General features: G+C 38.0%; 15 protein-coding genes. 9 read left to right on the top strand and 6 right to left on the bottom strand.

Features of this window, described 5'->3' with window-relative positions; genetic code table 11:
• Nucleotide 1 precedes the first annotated feature (1 nt).
• Nucleotides 2–607, bottom strand: a complete 606-nt coding sequence (locus AC4IFE_RS08035) for a SatD family protein (protein WP_490756184.1) — start codon at nucleotides 605–607, stop codon at nucleotides 2–4.
• Between the two features lie 218 nt (nucleotides 608–825).
• Nucleotides 826–2,688 (bottom strand): endonuclease, encoded by a 1,863-nt coding sequence (locus tag AC4IFE_RS08030; RefSeq protein WP_490756182.1) that lies wholly within the window; start codon nucleotides 2,686–2,688, stop codon nucleotides 826–828.
• 192 nt (nucleotides 2,689–2,880) lie between these two features.
• Between AC4IFE_RS08030 and AC4IFE_RS08025 the strand changes: the two genes are divergently transcribed.
• The 9 genes from AC4IFE_RS08025 to AC4IFE_RS07985 all read left to right on the top strand — a co-directional run bounded on the left by AC4IFE_RS08025 (nucleotide 2,881) and on the right by AC4IFE_RS07985 (nucleotide 11,402).
• Complete coding sequence (locus AC4IFE_RS08025) at nucleotides 2,881–4,020, top strand: acyl-CoA dehydrogenase family protein (protein ID WP_490756180.1); 1,140 nt, start codon at nucleotides 2,881–2,883, stop codon at nucleotides 4,018–4,020.
• Nucleotides 4,021–4,038: 18 nt separating this feature from the next.
• Nucleotides 4,039–4,536 (top strand): DinB family protein, encoded by a 498-nt coding sequence (locus AC4IFE_RS08020; RefSeq protein WP_490756178.1) that lies wholly within the window; start codon nucleotides 4,039–4,041, stop codon nucleotides 4,534–4,536.
• 191 nt (nucleotides 4,537–4,727) lie between these two features.
• On the top strand, nucleotides 4,728–7,652 hold the full coding sequence (locus AC4IFE_RS08015) for a zinc-dependent metalloprotease (protein ID WP_490756176.1): 2,925 nt from the start codon (nucleotides 4,728–4,730) through the stop codon (nucleotides 7,650–7,652).
• Between the two features lie 435 nt (nucleotides 7,653–8,087).
• Entirely contained in the window at nucleotides 8,088–8,801 is a 714-nt protein-coding gene (locus tag AC4IFE_RS08010; RefSeq protein ID WP_490756174.1) for a hypothetical protein, read from the top strand.
• A 10-nt stretch (nucleotides 8,802–8,811) separates the two neighbouring features.
• Nucleotides 8,812–9,231 carry a hypothetical protein gene (locus AC4IFE_RS08005; RefSeq protein WP_490756172.1) on the top strand — a complete coding sequence of 140 codons (420 nt, stop codon included), beginning with the start codon at nucleotides 8,812–8,814 and terminating at the stop codon, nucleotides 9,229–9,231.
• A 332-nt stretch (nucleotides 9,232–9,563) separates the two neighbouring features.
• The gene (locus AC4IFE_RS08000; RefSeq protein WP_073063272.1) at nucleotides 9,564–10,031 is read left to right on the top strand and encodes a pyrophosphohydrolase domain-containing protein; all 468 of its coding nucleotides are present in this window, start codon (nucleotides 9,564–9,566) and stop codon (nucleotides 10,029–10,031) included.
• Between the two features lies 1 nt (nucleotide 10,032).
• Entirely contained in the window at nucleotides 10,033–10,599 is a 567-nt protein-coding gene (locus tag AC4IFE_RS07995; RefSeq protein ID WP_490756170.1) for a TlpA family protein disulfide reductase, read from the top strand.
• Nucleotides 10,600–10,601: 2 nt separating this feature from the next.
• Nucleotides 10,602–11,207: a DUF4230 domain-containing protein gene (locus tag AC4IFE_RS07990; RefSeq protein ID WP_490756167.1), complete on the top strand. Its 606-nt coding sequence runs from the start codon at nucleotides 10,602–10,604 to the stop codon at nucleotides 11,205–11,207.
• Between the two features lie 12 nt (nucleotides 11,208–11,219).
• Nucleotides 11,220–11,402, top strand: coding sequence for a hypothetical protein (locus AC4IFE_RS07985; RefSeq protein WP_034730159.1), 183 nt, complete (start codon nucleotides 11,220–11,222; stop codon nucleotides 11,400–11,402).
• Nucleotides 11,403–11,756: 354 nt separating this feature from the next.
• On the opposite strand, the gene leuB is transcribed toward AC4IFE_RS07985, so the two are convergent.
• From leuB to AC4IFE_RS07965, 4 genes are all read right to left on the bottom strand, one after another.
• Complete coding sequence (gene leuB / locus AC4IFE_RS07980) at nucleotides 11,757–12,881, bottom strand: 3-isopropylmalate dehydrogenase (protein ID WP_490756165.1); 1,125 nt, start codon at nucleotides 12,879–12,881, stop codon at nucleotides 11,757–11,759.
• Complete coding sequence (gene leuD, locus AC4IFE_RS07975) at nucleotides 12,862–13,467, bottom strand: 3-isopropylmalate dehydratase small subunit (RefSeq protein WP_490756163.1); 606 nt, start codon at nucleotides 13,465–13,467, stop codon at nucleotides 12,862–12,864. Before leuD ends, leuB begins: the two co-directional genes overlap by 20 nt.
• A gap of 193 nt (nucleotides 13,468–13,660) precedes the next feature.
• A complete protein-coding gene (gene leuC / locus AC4IFE_RS07970; RefSeq protein ID WP_490756161.1) occupies nucleotides 13,661–15,049 on the bottom strand; it encodes a 3-isopropylmalate dehydratase large subunit in 1,389 nt (462 codons plus the stop codon).
• 30 nt (nucleotides 15,050–15,079) lie between these two features.
• Nucleotides 15,080–16,243: a 2-isopropylmalate synthase gene (locus tag AC4IFE_RS07965; protein WP_490756159.1), complete on the bottom strand. Its 1,164-nt coding sequence runs from the start codon at nucleotides 16,241–16,243 to the stop codon at nucleotides 15,080–15,082.
• Nucleotides 16,244–16,253 lie beyond the last annotated feature (10 nt).

Raw genomic sequence — 16,253 nt, 5'->3', positions numbered from 1 at the left:
CTTACAGTTCTGAGATTTTCTTTCTAAAATATTGATTAGTTTCCACGATAAGATCGTAGTTGGCGCGCTTCAGTCTCTGACTTACCGAGGACTGTGAAATTGCAAACTTCCTGGCGAGGTCTTCCTGTGTGATATCCTGGTTCATGACCATTTCATGAATGATCTCTGCCGTAGCTACCGTCCAGTTGTCGAAATCTTTTGAAGACCATTTCAGGAGGATATTCAGATCCCTGTCTACGGCTTCGTTTGAGGTTTTTATAGAAACGGTGTGACCGTCACTTTTAAGGTCGTTCAGCAGTCTTCCGGAATGCACGTAAGCTGTTCCGTTGGATTCGGTGATTTTGTCTGAGGAAAAATTCTCTTCTCCAATGCCTATGGCAATTCTTACATCTAAATTTTCCTGACTTCTAATAAGGGACTTAATGGCTAGGAAACGCCAGAATACTTCATCTATACTGCATTTGAGCTGAAACTCGTCTCCTCTGTAAATTTCCCATGCGAGCGGTGAACTTCCCCAGTTTTCCAGGAGATTCTTGAGTCTGGTGATCCAAACTTCTGTGTCTGCATGCTGTGAATTTATAATATCACCGGTTATGACCGCTATCATTGTGCAAATATAAGCATAATTACTTATAAATAAAAAATATAAGCAGAAACACTTATAGATATTGATTATTAGTGAATCTGCTTATATCAATGATGCTTTAAACAGCAACTTTATACGCATATTTTATGTCATTGCGAGCGGAGTGAAGCAATTTCCTATTAATAATGTTGAAAATGTTCTATAGATTACTCCGCTCCGCTCGCAATGACAGTTACCTGTTATTTTTTGATAAACTGATAGGCTCTATCATCAAGTTTTAAGAAATATAATCCTGTTGAAAGATGTTGCACGGAAATATTCTGCTTATTTCTGAACGGATCTTTTTCCGTGTAGATTATTTTTCCTGAAGTATCCAATACCTGAGCCATTTTAATATCCTGAGTTTCTCCACTTACGAAAAGATCATCATAAACAGGGTTTGGATATATTTTAAACTCATTATTGGAAGTCATCAGTTCGGTTGTGGATAATGTCCCTGGATTCTGGCAGTAATCAGCAGCGTAAGAATCCCACTCTCCGATAGTGAAAGTAGTTGTTGGCTGGCTCACCGTAGTTTTTCTGTAAAGGGAAACATCTCCGTATGCATTACTCACAAATTTACTTCCTATAGCATCAACCGTTGCTGATTTATAGGCCAGCTCTACATATTGAGTACCTGCAAAAGTTAAAGCCTCACCTGCTGTAAGAAACCGTGCATCATTATCGGTATAGCATGACAATGCAGATTTAGGGTTCAGAATGACGAAATTTTCATTATTGGGTATTTTCCCTTCAAGTTCAAAACTGTTACCGAAATAATAAGAGCTGGTTGTATTATTATAATATTGTACTCTTATACTGTAATTGTTTAAATCTACCTCATGGCCGGTTCTGTTGGCAATTTCCAGAGCTTTGTTATTACCTGTCCCTTCAATATATTTAACGATAAAAAGATCCCTGGCATTTGTGTCAGCGGCTGATGTGGATACTGTGATTGAATTGCTGTCAGAAGATTGCAGGTAACCCTGGTCATATGCTCTTACGGTAAAGGTATAAGAGGTGGAGGGTGTCAGATGGTCAATAACTACTGATGAAGATTTTGTGGTGGTTAAAAAAACGCCATTCTGATAAATATTATATCCGATAACATCTGAACTTGTACTTGGTGACCATATTAATTGAGTAAAATAAGCTCCGGACTGAATGGAATTTAAATTTAAAGGAGCCTGTGGCGCCACAGCATCAGGGGTCTGTACCCAGATGGAATTCACCCATTGAGGGTTGTCAATAAACGGGTTTCTGTTTTTCTGAATAGTATAGATGGCATTATTGCGGTCTGTTTCCCTTTGAGATACAGGATCCTGAAGGTGCCATTGAAGAAGCATCGAAATATAGGCAGGATCAAAAGCCCGCTCTGCGGTTCCATCCAGGGGAGACCGGTCTATGGCAGGGTTGATATTGGTTGAGTAATTGAAGGAAGGCAGTTTATCTTCATATCTTACAGCAAAATAAAGCAGCATCCTCGCAATATCTCCTTTGAATTCATCAACTGGCTCATATACCCTATTGGTATAAACGTAATTGGGAATAGCACTATTGGCAATTTTAGATGAGTTTGTAAATGTATAATGAACCGTAGAATTCCCAATACCATAAGGATAATTATTTCTAAGCTGATTGATTCTTGCATCCGTAGGGATCACAAAATGTAAATCAGAATACATGGGATAATCACTGTTAAAAGTACTCTGCGGTAAAACATGTTCCCTGTTGAAGCCTAAACCTTCAGATCCTGAAGTGCTTATTAAGTTTGCCGATGTATATTCATAGGAATCAGGACCAGAAGGAATCTCCGAATAAATATCCAATAAAATGGTAGTATTGGTTGGTCCGTGATCATAATACTTATCTAAATCTGTCTGATTATATAGATTGGGTAAATCACCGTAATGCCAGTTGACATTCTTCTCAGAAATAATATCGTGTAGCTTAGATTTCAGTGCATAGCCTGTAAGTCCCGCTGTTCCGTCATAATATCCCGCAGGAACCTGGGCAGCAGCAAGTGATGAAATCAAAATAACAGGTAGTAAATGTTTTTTCATTCCGCAAAAATTAGTGACTAAAATAGTAAATTAAAACATTTGAAGTTCTGGATTTTTTATTAAAAAATCATTAATTGTTAAAATATAAAAAATTGATTATTAAAATATTGCGTATATAGTCCTATGAGCTAAATAATTATTTTTGGCTTTCCGTCAATTTAATTATCTTTGGGAACTAACTATTTTATCTATATGAACACAGAGACTATTGACAACATTAAAATGATAGCAGAAACAGCAAGAGAATTTGCTGAGAAAAATATCAGACCGAATATTATGGAGTGGGACGAGAGCCAGACATTTCCTAAAGAATTATTTCATCAGCTGGGTGAAATGGGATTTATGGGGATTGTAGTTCCTGAGCAGTACGGAGGTTCCGGTTTGGGTTATCATGAGTATGTGACTATTCTGGATGAAATCTCTCAGGTAGATCCGTCTATTGGTCTTTCTGTAGCTGCACACAATTCACTTTGTACCAATCATATTTATGAGTTTGGAAATGAAGAGCAGAGAAACAAATGGCTTCCGCAGCTTGCTTCAGGAAAAGTGATCGGAGCATGGGGACTTACGGAGCACAATACAGGTTCTGATTCAGGAGGTATGTCTACCACTGCTGTAAAAGACGGTGACGAATGGATCATCAACGGAGCTAAAAACTTCATCACACATGCTATTTCAGGAGATATTGCCGTAGTAATGACAAGAACAGGTGAAATAGGAGCTAAAAATAACTCTACTGCTTTTGTTCTGGAAAAAGGAATGCCTGGTTTTAGTTCAGGAAAGAAAGAAAACAAACTGGGAATGCGTGCTTCTGAGACAGCTGAACTTATTTTTGATAATGTTCGTGTACCGGATTCTCACCGTTTGGGAGAAGTAGGAGAAGGATTCAAACAGGCTATGAAAATTCTGGACGGAGGCAGAATTTCTATTGCAGCTTTAAGTTTGGGAACAGCAAGAGGTGCTTACAAAGCGGCTTTAAAATATGCTAAAGAAAGACATCAGTTCGGAAAAGCAATCGCTGAATTCCAGGCGATCAACTTTATGCTGGCTGATATGGCTACGGAAATTGATGCAGCTGAACTTCTGATCCAGAGAGCTTCAACACTGAAAAATGCCAAACAGAAGATGACTAAAGAAGGGGCAATGGCAAAACTATATGCTTCTGAAGCCTGTGTAAGAATTTCTAACAATGCTGTGCAGATTTTCGGAGGTTACGGATATACAAAAGACTTCCCTGCTGAGAAATTCTACAGAGATTCTAAATTATGTACCATAGGTGAAGGAACTTCAGAGATCCAGAGAATGGTAATCGGAAGAGATATAACAAAATAACTTAAAATATTTACACAAATGATTAAACAAGCTCTTTTAGGTGAATTTCTGCATGAAGCAGAAAATACCAGAAAAATTTTAAAAGCAATTCCGGACAGTGCCTTAAACTGGCAGCCATCCGAGAAAAACTGGACAACAGGACAACTTGCGTCCCACATTGCTGAAGTGTACAATTGGTACGACTCTACCTTTAACCTGGATGTTTTCGATATGGGAAACTACCAGTATGATAAAGGAGATATTTCTAAGATTGAGAATATTGTAGCGAAATTTGAAGAAAATGTTGCAAAAGCTCAGAAAGTTTTAGAAAATTCTGATGAAAACACGTATTTTAATGAGTGGAAAATGGAAATGAACGGAAACGTTATCTTCCCTCCTGCCCAGAAAATACAGGTAATCAGAGGGTTTTTATACAATCACCTGTATCATCACAGAGGAGAGCTTGTAGTGTATTTAAGGTCGACAGGAAATAAAGTTCCCGGACTTTACGGACCTACTGCCGATGATAAAATGTAATTAGATTTATTCTGTAAATAATTGAATAGCATACGTATTTTGCGTATGCTATTTTCTTTTTTTGAGATAATACATTTTCAATGTATCGCATAATAAATTAAACGCATACTCTAAATTATTCTTAAATATTTTTGTTTTTCGTAAATTATTTTTTATTAGCTTTGATATTCCACAATCTAAATAAATGATTTATGAAAAAACAATTATCCATGATTGGAATGCTTCTTATTACAGGCATTTCTTTCGCGCAGACTGACCGTCTCTGGAGTGAAGGTTCAAAAAAAGCACCTTCAAACATTTTTGAAAACAAAACCTCAATTAATAATCCGAAAATCTACAGCTTAGATTTCGAAGGATTGAAAAACGCTCTCAACAAGGCCCCCAAAAGGCTTGCTCCGGGAGAAAAATCAGAAACTATCATTTCTTTTCCTAATTCTGAAGGAAAAATGGAAAATTTTAAAGTGAGAGAAAATTCAAACTTTGACCCTCAGTTAGCCGCGAAATATCCGGATATTAAATCTTATGTAGGCGAAGGCCTGACAGATTCCAATTCAACTGTTTATTTCAGTATTTCCTCACTCGGTCTTTCTTCTATGGAGATCTATGGTGACAAATCTGCAGTTTTTATTGAACCTTATGCTAAAGATCTTTCTTCTTATGTTGTATACAGAAAATCAGACAAAAAAGATGATCTCAATAAATTTGAATGTACCGTTATTGATGTAGCACAGAAAGGAGTATCCAATACCCTTGCTGCCAGACCCAATGCAGATGATGCCAAACTGAGAACATTCAGACTTGCTCTTTCAACTACCGGAGAATACACTACTTATTTTGGAGGAACTAAAGCGAATGCCCTTGCTGCCATTAATAACACAATGACCCGTGTAAACGGTGTTTTTGAAAAAGATTTTGCAGCAAGAATGGTCCTGATTTCCAACAATGATGCTGTAATTTATACAGACGCTTCTACGGATCCATATTCTGCCGCTTCAGGAATGAGCAACTGGAACTCACAGCTTCAAAGTACACTGACTTCCGTGATCGGAGAAGCCAATTATGATATCGGGCATTTATTCGGAGCTTCAGGAGGCGGCGGAAATGCGGGCTGTATCGGCTGTATCTGTACGAACGGTTCAAAAGGAAGCGGATATACCTCTCCGGCAGATGCTATTCCTTCAGGAGATAACTTTGATATCGATTATGTTGCTCACGAAATGGGGCATCAATTTGGAGGAAACCACACTTTCTCTATGAATAATGAAGGAACCGGCGCTAATATGGAACCTGGCTCAGGATCAACCATTATGGGCTATGCAGGGATTACTGCGCAGGATATCCAACCTCATTCCGATGCATTTTTCCATGCAATAAGCATCCAGCAGATCACCAATAATATCAAAGCTAAAACATGTCCGGTAAGCACTTCTACGGGAAATGCCATTCCTACAGCTAATGCCGGTCTTGATTATACTATTCCTAAAGGAACACCGTTCGTGCTTACAGGCACAGGAACCGATGCTAACGGAGATTCATTAACTTATATCTGGGAACAGATGGACAATGCTTCATCATCCCAAACCGGAGCAAGCTCTGCAGCAAGCGCTACCAAAGCATCAGGTCCTACTTTCAGATCATGGACTCCTACGACTTCTCCAACAAGATATTTCCCAAGAATGGCATCTATCTTAACGGGAGGCACCACTACAGCAGGTTCAGAGATCACAGTGGAAGCTTTATCCAATGTAGCAAGATCTTTAAATTTCAGATTTACTGTCCGTGATAACAGAGCCGGAGGTTCAGGAAATAATTCTGATGATGCTCTGATCACAGTAAACGGAACTGCCGGACCTTTCAGCGTTTCATCACAGAATTCAGCCACTACCTATTCAGGAGGAAGCTCACAAACCGTAACATGGAATGTAGCGGGAACCACAGCCAATGGAGTAAATGCTGCCAATGTAGATATTCTTTGGTCAACAGACAGCGGAAATACATGGACTACCCTTCTTGCAGGAACACCTAACGATGGAACTCAGGCGGTAACCATTCCTAATTCGTCTACTACAACCGGAAGAATTATGGTAAAAGGCTCAAGCCATATCTTCTTTGATGTTAATAATGCCAATATTACTGTCAATGCAGGCGGTGGTACAGATACTGTTGCCCCTACAGCTCCTACCCTTGCGGCTTCCGGGACTACATCTACCACAACCAATCTTTCCTGGAGCGGAGCTACCGATAATGTAGCGGTTACAGGTTATGACGTTTATCAGGGTGCTTCACTTATTGGTTCCACAGCATCTACAACATATACGGTAACAAGTTTAACGCCTGCCACAACGTACAGCTTTACTGTTAAATCTAAAGATGCAGCAGGAAATGTATCGCCTTCAAGCAATACAGTAAGTGTTACAACACTTTCCGGAGGTACAGTAACTTACTGTTCATCTTCTGCAAGCAATACAGCGGATGAAAGAATTGGAAATGTGAAATTCGGAACCATTAACAATACTTCGACGGGAACTGCCGGATATGAAAACTTCACTTCTGTTTCTACCAATGTAACAAGAGGAAGCGCTTATACTATTTCTGTAACTCCTACGTGGACATCTACGGTTTACAGCGAAGCTTATGCAGTGTATATCGATTATAACGGCGATGGCGACTTTACAGACAGCGGAGAATTAGCTTGGTCTAAAGCAGGTTCTACAACCACTCCTGTAACAGGAAGTATTACAATTCCTGCCACTGCCACTGTTGGCTCTACAAGAATGAGAGTCATGATGAAGTACAGTTCTGTACCTACTTCTTCATGTGAAGCTTATACTTATGGCCAGGTTGAAGACTATACCCTGAATATTGTTTCTTCAGGAAAAGGAGACCTTCTTGATACCAAAGATCTTATCACTGATATCAAGGTGTATCCAAACCCTGTAAGAGACCTGTTACATATCTCAAATACGACATCTGAAGATTACAGAATCTTCGATATGGGTGGAAAACTAATCAATTCAGGAAAACTGGAAAGAGGCAGTGTAAATGTAAGCGGACTTATTAAAGGTGCTTACATGATCCAGGTTGGAGAAGCTGCCAAGAGATTCATTAAAAATTAATAACCATTATTAAGTAAACACTATGAAGACTGCCTTATCGGGCAGTCTTTTTTATTGAAAACAACTAGTATAAAATATTCTAAAACTGATTATTAATGCATTAAAAACTTACATAATGTTTTATTGTTAAAAAATTAATTAATATTTAAAATTTTGATTTAAATTTACCATTCAAATTACTTCTTCATTGTATCGTTTGCCCAATCAGTATTTGAGATAAGCCCGGGACCGGATTTCTGGCTGATGGCGATGCAATTGTTTCTCTTTAATCCCGATTCTTAGAACCAGGTTGTGTGCTTTAAAAGCCAGGTCGCAGAAAATATCTTGTCATATCTCTCTCGTTACCATTTTATAGGAAAACGGACATATACTATTGCGTGCAAAAAATATCATATGATCCTGTTTAAAAAATAAAATAACCATAAAACTTTTACCATGAAACATTTATTTAAGTATCTCTTTTTACTGACAACCGTATTCTTTTCAGTTGCCTGCAGTTCGGACAATGAAGAAACCGATCAGCCTACGGGAATCGTTACCCATGTATTCTATAAAAATGCAGATGAATTCGCTTTAACTTATGATCCGGCCGGAACGGTAAGTCAGGCAATCAGAAATCAGGCTTTTGATTTATATAAACAGGGGAAATGGAGTGATCTGGAAGCGCTTTTTAAGGCAAATAATCTCAATGGAGGATGGCCACCTGCCAACGGTGGCTATAATATTGTAGATGATGTTCCGTTCCAGGCCGGACAAAAATTCGACAGATACAGCGGAGCTGTGGGCAGCTATGACGGAACAGGGGTTCCTACTCTGGGAGGCAGCTTTACAAGCCCTATCGTAAATGGATATGTCTATACTTTCTCACAAAGAGCCTTAAACCAGCCTGAAAACAAATATGATTTCTATTACGAAATAGATGTTCTGAATAATTTACTACCTTTCAAATCTCAAACGGCAGATGTAATTCCCTGGTTTAACCAGATCGGCGGAGGAAAACAGACCATGTGGAAAATCCCGATTGATGTGGCAACAGGCTATCAGAAGACATGGAATAAACTCGCACAAGAAGGATATGTAAAGATTACCATCAAAAAAAGCCCGAGCGGAAAATACAATAACCAGGTAGGCACAGTGATTCAGCAATAAATAAACTCAGATGTATTCAATATCAAAAAAAATAAAACTCATCAGCCAGGCAGCCATTGCCAAAAATCATTTCAGCAATGATGAAATAATCCCGGCAGCTGAAACAAAATTTACATGTTGTGATTGCAGTCAGGAGAATTCCATTGAAATATTCCCATATAAATCCGGATTCCCGATTTTTCAGATTTACAATGATGATCAGGTATTATCAAAAGATGAATTGTTAGAAAAAAAAATCGTTACTAAAACTTCCCGTAGAATATCGTATCTCGGAGAGTTAACGGTAAATGACTTACCTACTTTATATTTTGGAACAGACTGCAGATTTTGCCATTCAAAATACTTCTGTGTATTCAGTTACGGAGAATGGCAGCCGGGGCTAACACTTTTAAACATTTCCGGTATCTGGAAATATGAAGAACTGGAATAGCTGTTTATATTTTTAAACCATTAAGAGAAGTGAAGAAATTAAGGGAAGTTAAGAAAAATCAAGAGGATTTTTTAAGTAAATCCTTAAAACAGTGAAGCTCATCTTAATATCCTTAAAGCTTAATCATCCTTAATGGTTTAGAATTAAAGGTTCAAAAATTTCATTAATATATTTCAAAATTTAAAAATATAATCCACAGTTTAAGCTGTGGATTTTTGGTGAAAACATCTTTGCAGGCAACGGTTATTTAACCTTTTATAAGAACAGATATCTAATGAGTATTACAAATTTTCCAAAATCGTTTTCTATCTTTGCTGTAAATAATAAAATTAATGGATAAAATTGACAGTCTGAACCAGGTAGCAGAATTCCACACCACTTTTAAAGCCCCAATTTTAGATACACCCCAAATTCCGTCTCAGGAAAGATGCAACCTCAGAGTTGAACTTTTACAGGAAGAATTAAATGAATTAAAGCAGGCTATCGCTGATAACGATATTGTAGAAATAGCTGATGCCCTTTGCGATCTTCAGTATGTTTTAAGCGGAGCCGTTCTGGAATTCGGACTTGGCAATAAATTTGTAGAGCTATTCAACGAAGTACAGCGTTCCAATATGTCTAAAGCATGCGATAATGCAGAACAGGCAGAGGAAACTGTAGCATTTTATAAAGAAAAAGAGGTAGAATCTTTTTATGAAAAGTCAGGAGAGAAATTTAATGTCTACAGAAAAGCAGACCATAAAGTTCTTAAGAATAAGTACTACTCCCCTGCAGATTTAAAAACAATTATCGAAAAATAATATGAAAAAATTTATTACCAATATTGTTGCCATTTCATGTCTTGTTTTGGCTTCCCAGCAGTTCAGTGCCCAGAAAGTGGTGATGAACCGTGAAGTAGAAACTCAGAACGATGGCAAAATGCTTTTGGGAAATCAGTTCAAAGAACAATTCTTAAAGGCTCCCTATGCAGACTGGTATGTGAAGGAGCATGATGAATATGCTATTGATCAGAAAGCGATTGCTGAATTAAAGAAAGCCAAGTTCAATACCTATTCTCTTGTGGTTTTTATAGGAACATGGTGTGAAGACAGCCACAGAGATTTTCCAAGACTGATGAAGATTATTGAGGAATTAAAATATCCGGATAATAAGCTGACAATCATTGCTGTTAACCGTAAAAAAGAATCTCCTACCGGAGACGAGGTGCGTTATAACATCCAGAAAGTTCCTACCATTATTGTTGAAAGATATGGTAAAGAAATCGGGAGGATCATAGAAATGCCTAAAACAGGATATATTGAAAGAGATCTGGCTGAAATTCTGAAAAAAGACGATAGTTCTGTAATCAAAGAAATTTTTAACAAATAAAGTTGAGAAATTACAAAGTAATCATATCATTTGCGGCGGGAATTCTTGTTATGCTGATCCTTTTTTTCGGGTTTAAATCATGTTTCAACATTGGTGGAAAGACGGAAAAATCGGATTATTATATCCTGACTAACCAGATTTTAAAAATGAACAAAATGGTGGTCATGGAACAGAATGTATCCAGCATGCAGAAAACCAAGATGGGCTACGAGGTGTTTGGAAAAGAAGTGTCGAACAACAGTATTATTACTTATACCAAGACCAATGCACAGGTTTCTTATGATCTTAATAAAATGAAGATAGAAGTAGATTCTATCAACAAAAAACTGGTAATCACCGAGCTTCCTGATGCAGAAATAAGAATTACACCAAGCGTTGAGATCCAGTCGCTGGACGATTCTTTTTTCAACAGAATCTCAGAAAAAGATATTAAAAATGTGACTCAGAAAGCTAAGGAAACTGCAGTTAAATCTATTAATGAGAATCAGTTGAGAACAGAAGGCCGCAAACAATTAATGGAAAATCTTAATAATATTTTCGTTTTGGCAAAAGCCTTGAATTATACCATAGAAGATGAAACCGGCAAGCTCGGTGTTTTAGGACTCTAAAAATGTAAAGCTATGAATTCAGAAGACAACAAAAAAAAGGAATCTGCCAATTCAGCAGAAACGAAAAAACAGAATCAGGATTTTCAAAATATTCCTGCTTCATCAGAAAAAAGCAATCCACCTGATATTGATAAAGAAGATGTTCAGAAATCCTCGAAAAACAAATCAGGAAAAACGGATAATACTAAAAAATAAACGAAAAGGTTCTGCTCACGAGTAGAACCTTTTTTATTGGAAATTTTAAACCACAAAAGTCACAAAAGCTTATTGAACACTTTAGTTATTTTAAGGTTAATACATTACGCATACGAAGTACACTTAAGTTATATTAAAATTTTTGATTTTAGGTTTATGTGTACTTAATATTTTCAGGATATAAAAATTTTAAAACTAAAGTGCTCTAAAGTGGTTAAAAAAATAAAAGAACTTTTGTGGTTTAAAAAGCATGTTCTTGTAAATCTTTAAGCAGATAAAAACGAAAGATTCCGCCTCATTCGAGACAGAACCTTTCTAACTAATCTATTATTTATGTGAACTGTTAAGTAAAAACTATACGATCGTAGATTTTCCGATCTTGATATTTTCAATATTGTAATAAGATTTCTCAGAATATTTAATATAATCCGTGATAAAGCTTCCTACCTCACTTGTGGAATAATGCTGCTCAGCATTAAGGTCTACTGTAACATATCTGTTCTCAATAGCATGCTCCACTGCCCTTCTCAATTTGTCAGCAGCTTCAGGAAGATCAAGGTAGTCAAGCATCATGGCTGTGCTCAGGATAGAGGCAACAGGATTGGCAATTCCTTTTCCTTTGGCCTGAGGATACGAACCATGGATCGGCTCAAACAAGGCATTCTCCTCACCTATTGATGCTGATGGTAAGAGCCCGATGGAACCGCCAATAACACTTGCTTCATCAGAAATAATATCTCCGAACATATTTTCGGTAAGAATAACATCAAACTGCTTGGGGTTCAGAACAAGCTGCATAGCTGCATTATCAACAAATATATAATCCAACTGTACATCAGGATATTGAGAGGCAATTTTCTGGCAGGTCTTTCTCCAAAGCCTTGAAGTATCCAAAACATTGGCTTTGTCGATCAGCGTAAGCTTCTTTTTTCTTTTTTCAGCTTCCTTAAAAGCCATATGGGCAATAGGAATAATTTCTTCCGTGCTGTATTTACAGACATCATAGGCATATTTACCATCCGGATCTGTAAATTTTTCACCGAAATAAATACCACTCACAAGCTCTCTGAAGATCTGAATATCTGTTCCTTCAATGATCTCCCTTTTCAAAGGACTTTTATCGATCAGTGAGGCATAGGTTTTCAAAGGCCTGATATTAGCATACAACCCCAGCTCTTTACGGAGCTTCAGCAATCCCTGTTCAGGTCTTACTTTTGCCTCAGGATTATTGTCGAAAACCGGATCTCCAATGGCTCCAAAAAGAACGGCATCTGAATCCTTACAGATCTTTAATGTTTCTTCGGGAAGAGGGTCACCAGTTTTAAAAATAGCTTCGGCGCCCATCAATCCATAGGAAAAATGAAACTGGCAGTTAAAAACTTCTGCCACGGCATCCAATGCTTTAATACTTTCACTGACCACTTCCGGTCCGATCCCGTCGCCGGGAAGAACTGCTATTTTAAAATAACTGTTGCTCATACTTTTGTGTTTTTTGTTCAAATTGTTGTATCACCTGTTTTTTGCTGATTAAAAAGTCAATATCATCATAGCCGTTCAACAGGCAGATTTTTTTATAGGAATCAAGCTCAAAAGTCTCGGTTGTATCTTTAAAACTAACAGACTGTAATTCTACATCAATAGCAATTTCATTATCCGGATTTTCATTAATTCCTTCTAAAATTTCTTTTAAAAATTCTTCAGAAACTTTTACCGGAAGGAGTCCGTTATTTAAGGCATTTCCTTTAAAGATATCTGCAAAATAACTGGAAATAATTACTTTAAATCCATAATCCGTTAATGCCCATGCTGCATGTTCCCTGCTGCTTCCACATCCGAAATTATTTCCTGCCACTAAAATTTTTCCGCTGAATCTGGGGCTGTTCAGTACAAAATCAGCATTAGGCTCTCCTGTATGGATATTATACCTCCAGTCTCTGAACAGGTTTTCACCAAAACCCTTTCGGTCTATACTTTTCAGAAACCTTGCCGGAATAATCTGGTCTGTATCTATATTTTCTGCGGGTAACGGAACTGCAGTGGATTTTATGATGACTAATTTTTGCATGTATTGTAATATTATTGGATTTAGAACCGCAAAGACACAGAAAATAATAAAAGGTACCGTATAGAAGTTCAAACTAATAAAATCATGGATTTTCAAAAAAATAAATGCTCTTTTTGCAAACCAAGAATGGCTAAAATGGTATACCTTTTTGTGTATTTGTGGTTAAAATATATTCTAAAAAATTATTTTTCTTCTAGTTTAAGCTTTCAAAAGCTGAAATTCTACCTTCTATAGCTGCTTTAGCTGCAGTAAGCGGACTGGCTAAAATAGTTCTGGCCCCTTGTCCCTGCCTGCCTTCAAAATTCCTGTTTGAGGTTGAAACACAGTACTCTCCTTCGGGAATTTTATCATCATTCATCGCCAGACATGCTGAGCATCCGGGCTGGCGGATCTGGAATCCCGCATCATTAAAAATCTTATCCAGCCCTTCTTCATAGATTTGTTTTACAACCTGTTGAGAACCGGGAACGATTAAGGCTTTTACATTTTCAGACTTATTTTTTCCTTTAATATAGGCTGCTGCAGAACGGAAATCTTCTATCCGTGCATTGGTACAGCTTCCGATAAATACATGCTGCACTTTAATCCCTGAGACTTCCTGCCCGGCCTTCAGCCCCATATAGTGAAGCGCTTTTTCTTCGGATTCATTCTGGGGAACAGGAATGGCTTCATTCACTGAAATTCCCATTCCCGGATTGGTTCCGTAGGTGATCATTGGAAAGATATCCGAAGCATCAAATGTGAGTTCTTTATCAAAAGCAGCACCTTCATCTGTTTTCAGGGTTTTCCAATAGGCCAGTTTATCGGCCCATTCTTCTCCTTTAGGCGCGAATGTTTTTCCTTTTACGTAATCAAAAGTAGTCTGGTCAGGCGCGATCATTCCGCCTCTTGCACCCATCTCGATACTCATATTGCAGACTGTCATCCTTCCTTCCATAGACATTTCCTCAAAGACATTTCCTGCATATTCACAGAAATGCCCTGTTCCGCCATCGGTCCCGATTTTGGAAATAATGTAAAGAATCACATCTTTTGCCTGAACATTATCATTGAGTTTTCCAGTGACTGTAATCCTCATAGATTTTGGCTTATTAAGCAGCAGACACTGGCTGGCAAAAACCTGCGCAACCTGGCTGGTTCCAATCCCAAAAGCAATGGCACCAAAAGCGCCGTGTGTAGAAGTATGGCTGTCTCCGCATACGATACTCATTCCCGGTTGAGTGATTCCCAGTTCCGGAGCTATAATGTGTACAATGCCCTGATACTGATGTCCCAATCCGAATAATTCGATATTGTTTTTTTTGCAGTTTTCAGTCAGTTGTTCTACCTGGTTTCTGGACAGGTCATCACGAATGGGCTGTTCCTGGTTAAGGGTCGGAACATTATGATCTGCCGTAGCTACAATCTGCTTTGGCCTGAAAACGTCAAGATTTCTGGCTTCAAGTTCTGCAAAGGCCTGAGGACTGGTTACCTCATGGATCAGGTGTTTATCTATATAAATGATTTGAGGTCCGTCTGGAATTGTTTCTACAACGTGGGCATCCCAAACTTTGTCAAAAAGTGTCTTTTTATTATTGTCCATATTCAATTTTCCTTGATTGTTAAATCAATACTATCCTATTTTCCGGCTGCATGTTTCCATGATCATATACAGATCATCATTTTTAACTTCTTTTTTCCGGTCAGCGATTTTTAAAAATTCCTGATACAAGAAGTCAAGTTCATTTTTAGTGACATTGTAACCGATGTGCTTAAACCTGTACGCCAATGCGGAACGACCGCTTCTTGCCGTAAGAATAATAGATGAAGCACCGATGCCTACTTCTGCAGGATCAATGATCTCATACGTTTCACGGTTTTTAATAACACCGTCCTGATGAATTCCTGAGCTGTGTGCAAAAGCATTGGCCCCTACAATAGCTTTATTCGGCTGTACCGGCATTCCCATCAGATCAGAAACCATCAGACTCATTTCATTAAGCATTTTTGAATTGATATCTGTATGGAAATTCAGATCCTTATGTTGTTTTAAAATCATGACTACTTCTTCCAAAGCTGTATTTCCGGCCCGTTCTCCCAAGCCGTTGATCGTACATTCAATCTGGCGCGCTCCGTTGATAACTCCTGCAATCGAATTGGCTGTAGCAAGCCCTAAATCATTATGGCAATGGCATGACAAAATTGCTTTTTCCATGCCTTTCACATTTTCTTTCAGGTATTTTATTTTCTGACCGTATTCTTCAGGAAGGCAATACCCTGTTGTATCCGGGATATTCAAAACAGTAGCTCCGGCCTTAATTACTTCTTCGCAGACTCTTGCTAGGTAGGCATTATCTGTTCTTCCCGCATCTTCTGCATAAAATTCCACATCTTCTACATAGCTTTTGGCATATTTTACGGCTTCTACTGCCCGTTCCAGGATATCCTCACGGGTTGAATTGAATTTATATTTAATATGAGAATCAGAAGTTCCGATTCCTGTATGGATACGTGGCTTTTTTGCATATTTCAATGCTTCGGCAGCGGTATCAATATCTTTTTTATTGGCTCTTGTCAGTCCACAAACTTTGGCATTTTTTACCAGCTTTGAAATCTCTGAAACCGATTCAAAATCTCCGGGGCTTGAAATCGGAAAACCAGCTTCAATTACGTCAATCCCTAGCATATCGAGCTTTTCTGCTATAATCAGTTTTTGTTTTGTATTCAGTTTACATCCGGGGACCTGTTCCCCATCCCTCAGCGTCGTATCAAAAATTTCGATTTTTTCGGAATTCATAATGAAGTTT

This window comes from Chryseobacterium sp. UF-81, from assembly GCF_058245105.1.
Note: the sequence above shows the minus strand (reverse complement) of the source record. Positions and strands in the feature narration are given on the sequence as shown.

Excerpts from the sequence above, each read along its gene's own strand:
- AC4IFE_RS08035 (WP_490756184.1), bottom strand. The coding sequence starts at position 607 with ATGATAGCGGTCATAACCGGTGATATTATAAATTCACAGCATGCAGAC.
- AC4IFE_RS08030 (WP_490756182.1), bottom strand. The coding sequence starts at position 2,688 with ATGAAAAAACATTTACTACCTGTTATTTTGATTTCATCACTTGCTGCT.
- AC4IFE_RS08025 (WP_490756180.1), top strand. The coding sequence starts at position 2,881 with ATGAACACAGAGACTATTGACAACATTAAAATGATAGCAGAAACAGCA.
- AC4IFE_RS08020 (WP_490756178.1), top strand. The coding sequence starts at position 4,039 with ATGATTAAACAAGCTCTTTTAGGTGAATTTCTGCATGAAGCAGAAAAT.
- AC4IFE_RS08015 (WP_490756176.1), top strand. The coding sequence starts at position 4,728 with ATGAAAAAACAATTATCCATGATTGGAATGCTTCTTATTACAGGCATT.
- AC4IFE_RS08010 (WP_490756174.1), top strand. The coding sequence starts at position 8,088 with ATGAAACATTTATTTAAGTATCTCTTTTTACTGACAACCGTATTCTTT.
- AC4IFE_RS08005 (WP_490756172.1), top strand. The coding sequence starts at position 8,812 with ATGTATTCAATATCAAAAAAAATAAAACTCATCAGCCAGGCAGCCATT.
- AC4IFE_RS08000 (WP_073063272.1), top strand. The coding sequence starts at position 9,564 with ATGGATAAAATTGACAGTCTGAACCAGGTAGCAGAATTCCACACCACT.
- AC4IFE_RS07995 (WP_490756170.1), top strand. The coding sequence starts at position 10,033 with ATGAAAAAATTTATTACCAATATTGTTGCCATTTCATGTCTTGTTTTG.
- AC4IFE_RS07985 (WP_034730159.1), top strand. The coding sequence starts at position 11,220 with ATGAATTCAGAAGACAACAAAAAAAAGGAATCTGCCAATTCAGCAGAA.
- leuB (WP_490756165.1), bottom strand. The coding sequence starts at position 12,881 with ATGAGCAACAGTTATTTTAAAATAGCAGTTCTTCCCGGCGACGGGATC.
- leuD (WP_490756163.1), bottom strand. The coding sequence starts at position 13,467 with ATGCAAAAATTAGTCATCATAAAATCCACTGCAGTTCCGTTACCCGCA.
- leuC (WP_490756161.1), bottom strand. The coding sequence starts at position 15,049 with ATGGACAATAATAAAAAGACACTTTTTGACAAAGTTTGGGATGCCCAC.
- AC4IFE_RS07965 (WP_490756159.1), bottom strand. The coding sequence starts at position 16,243 with ATGAATTCCGAAAAAATCGAAATTTTTGATACGACGCTGAGGGATGGG.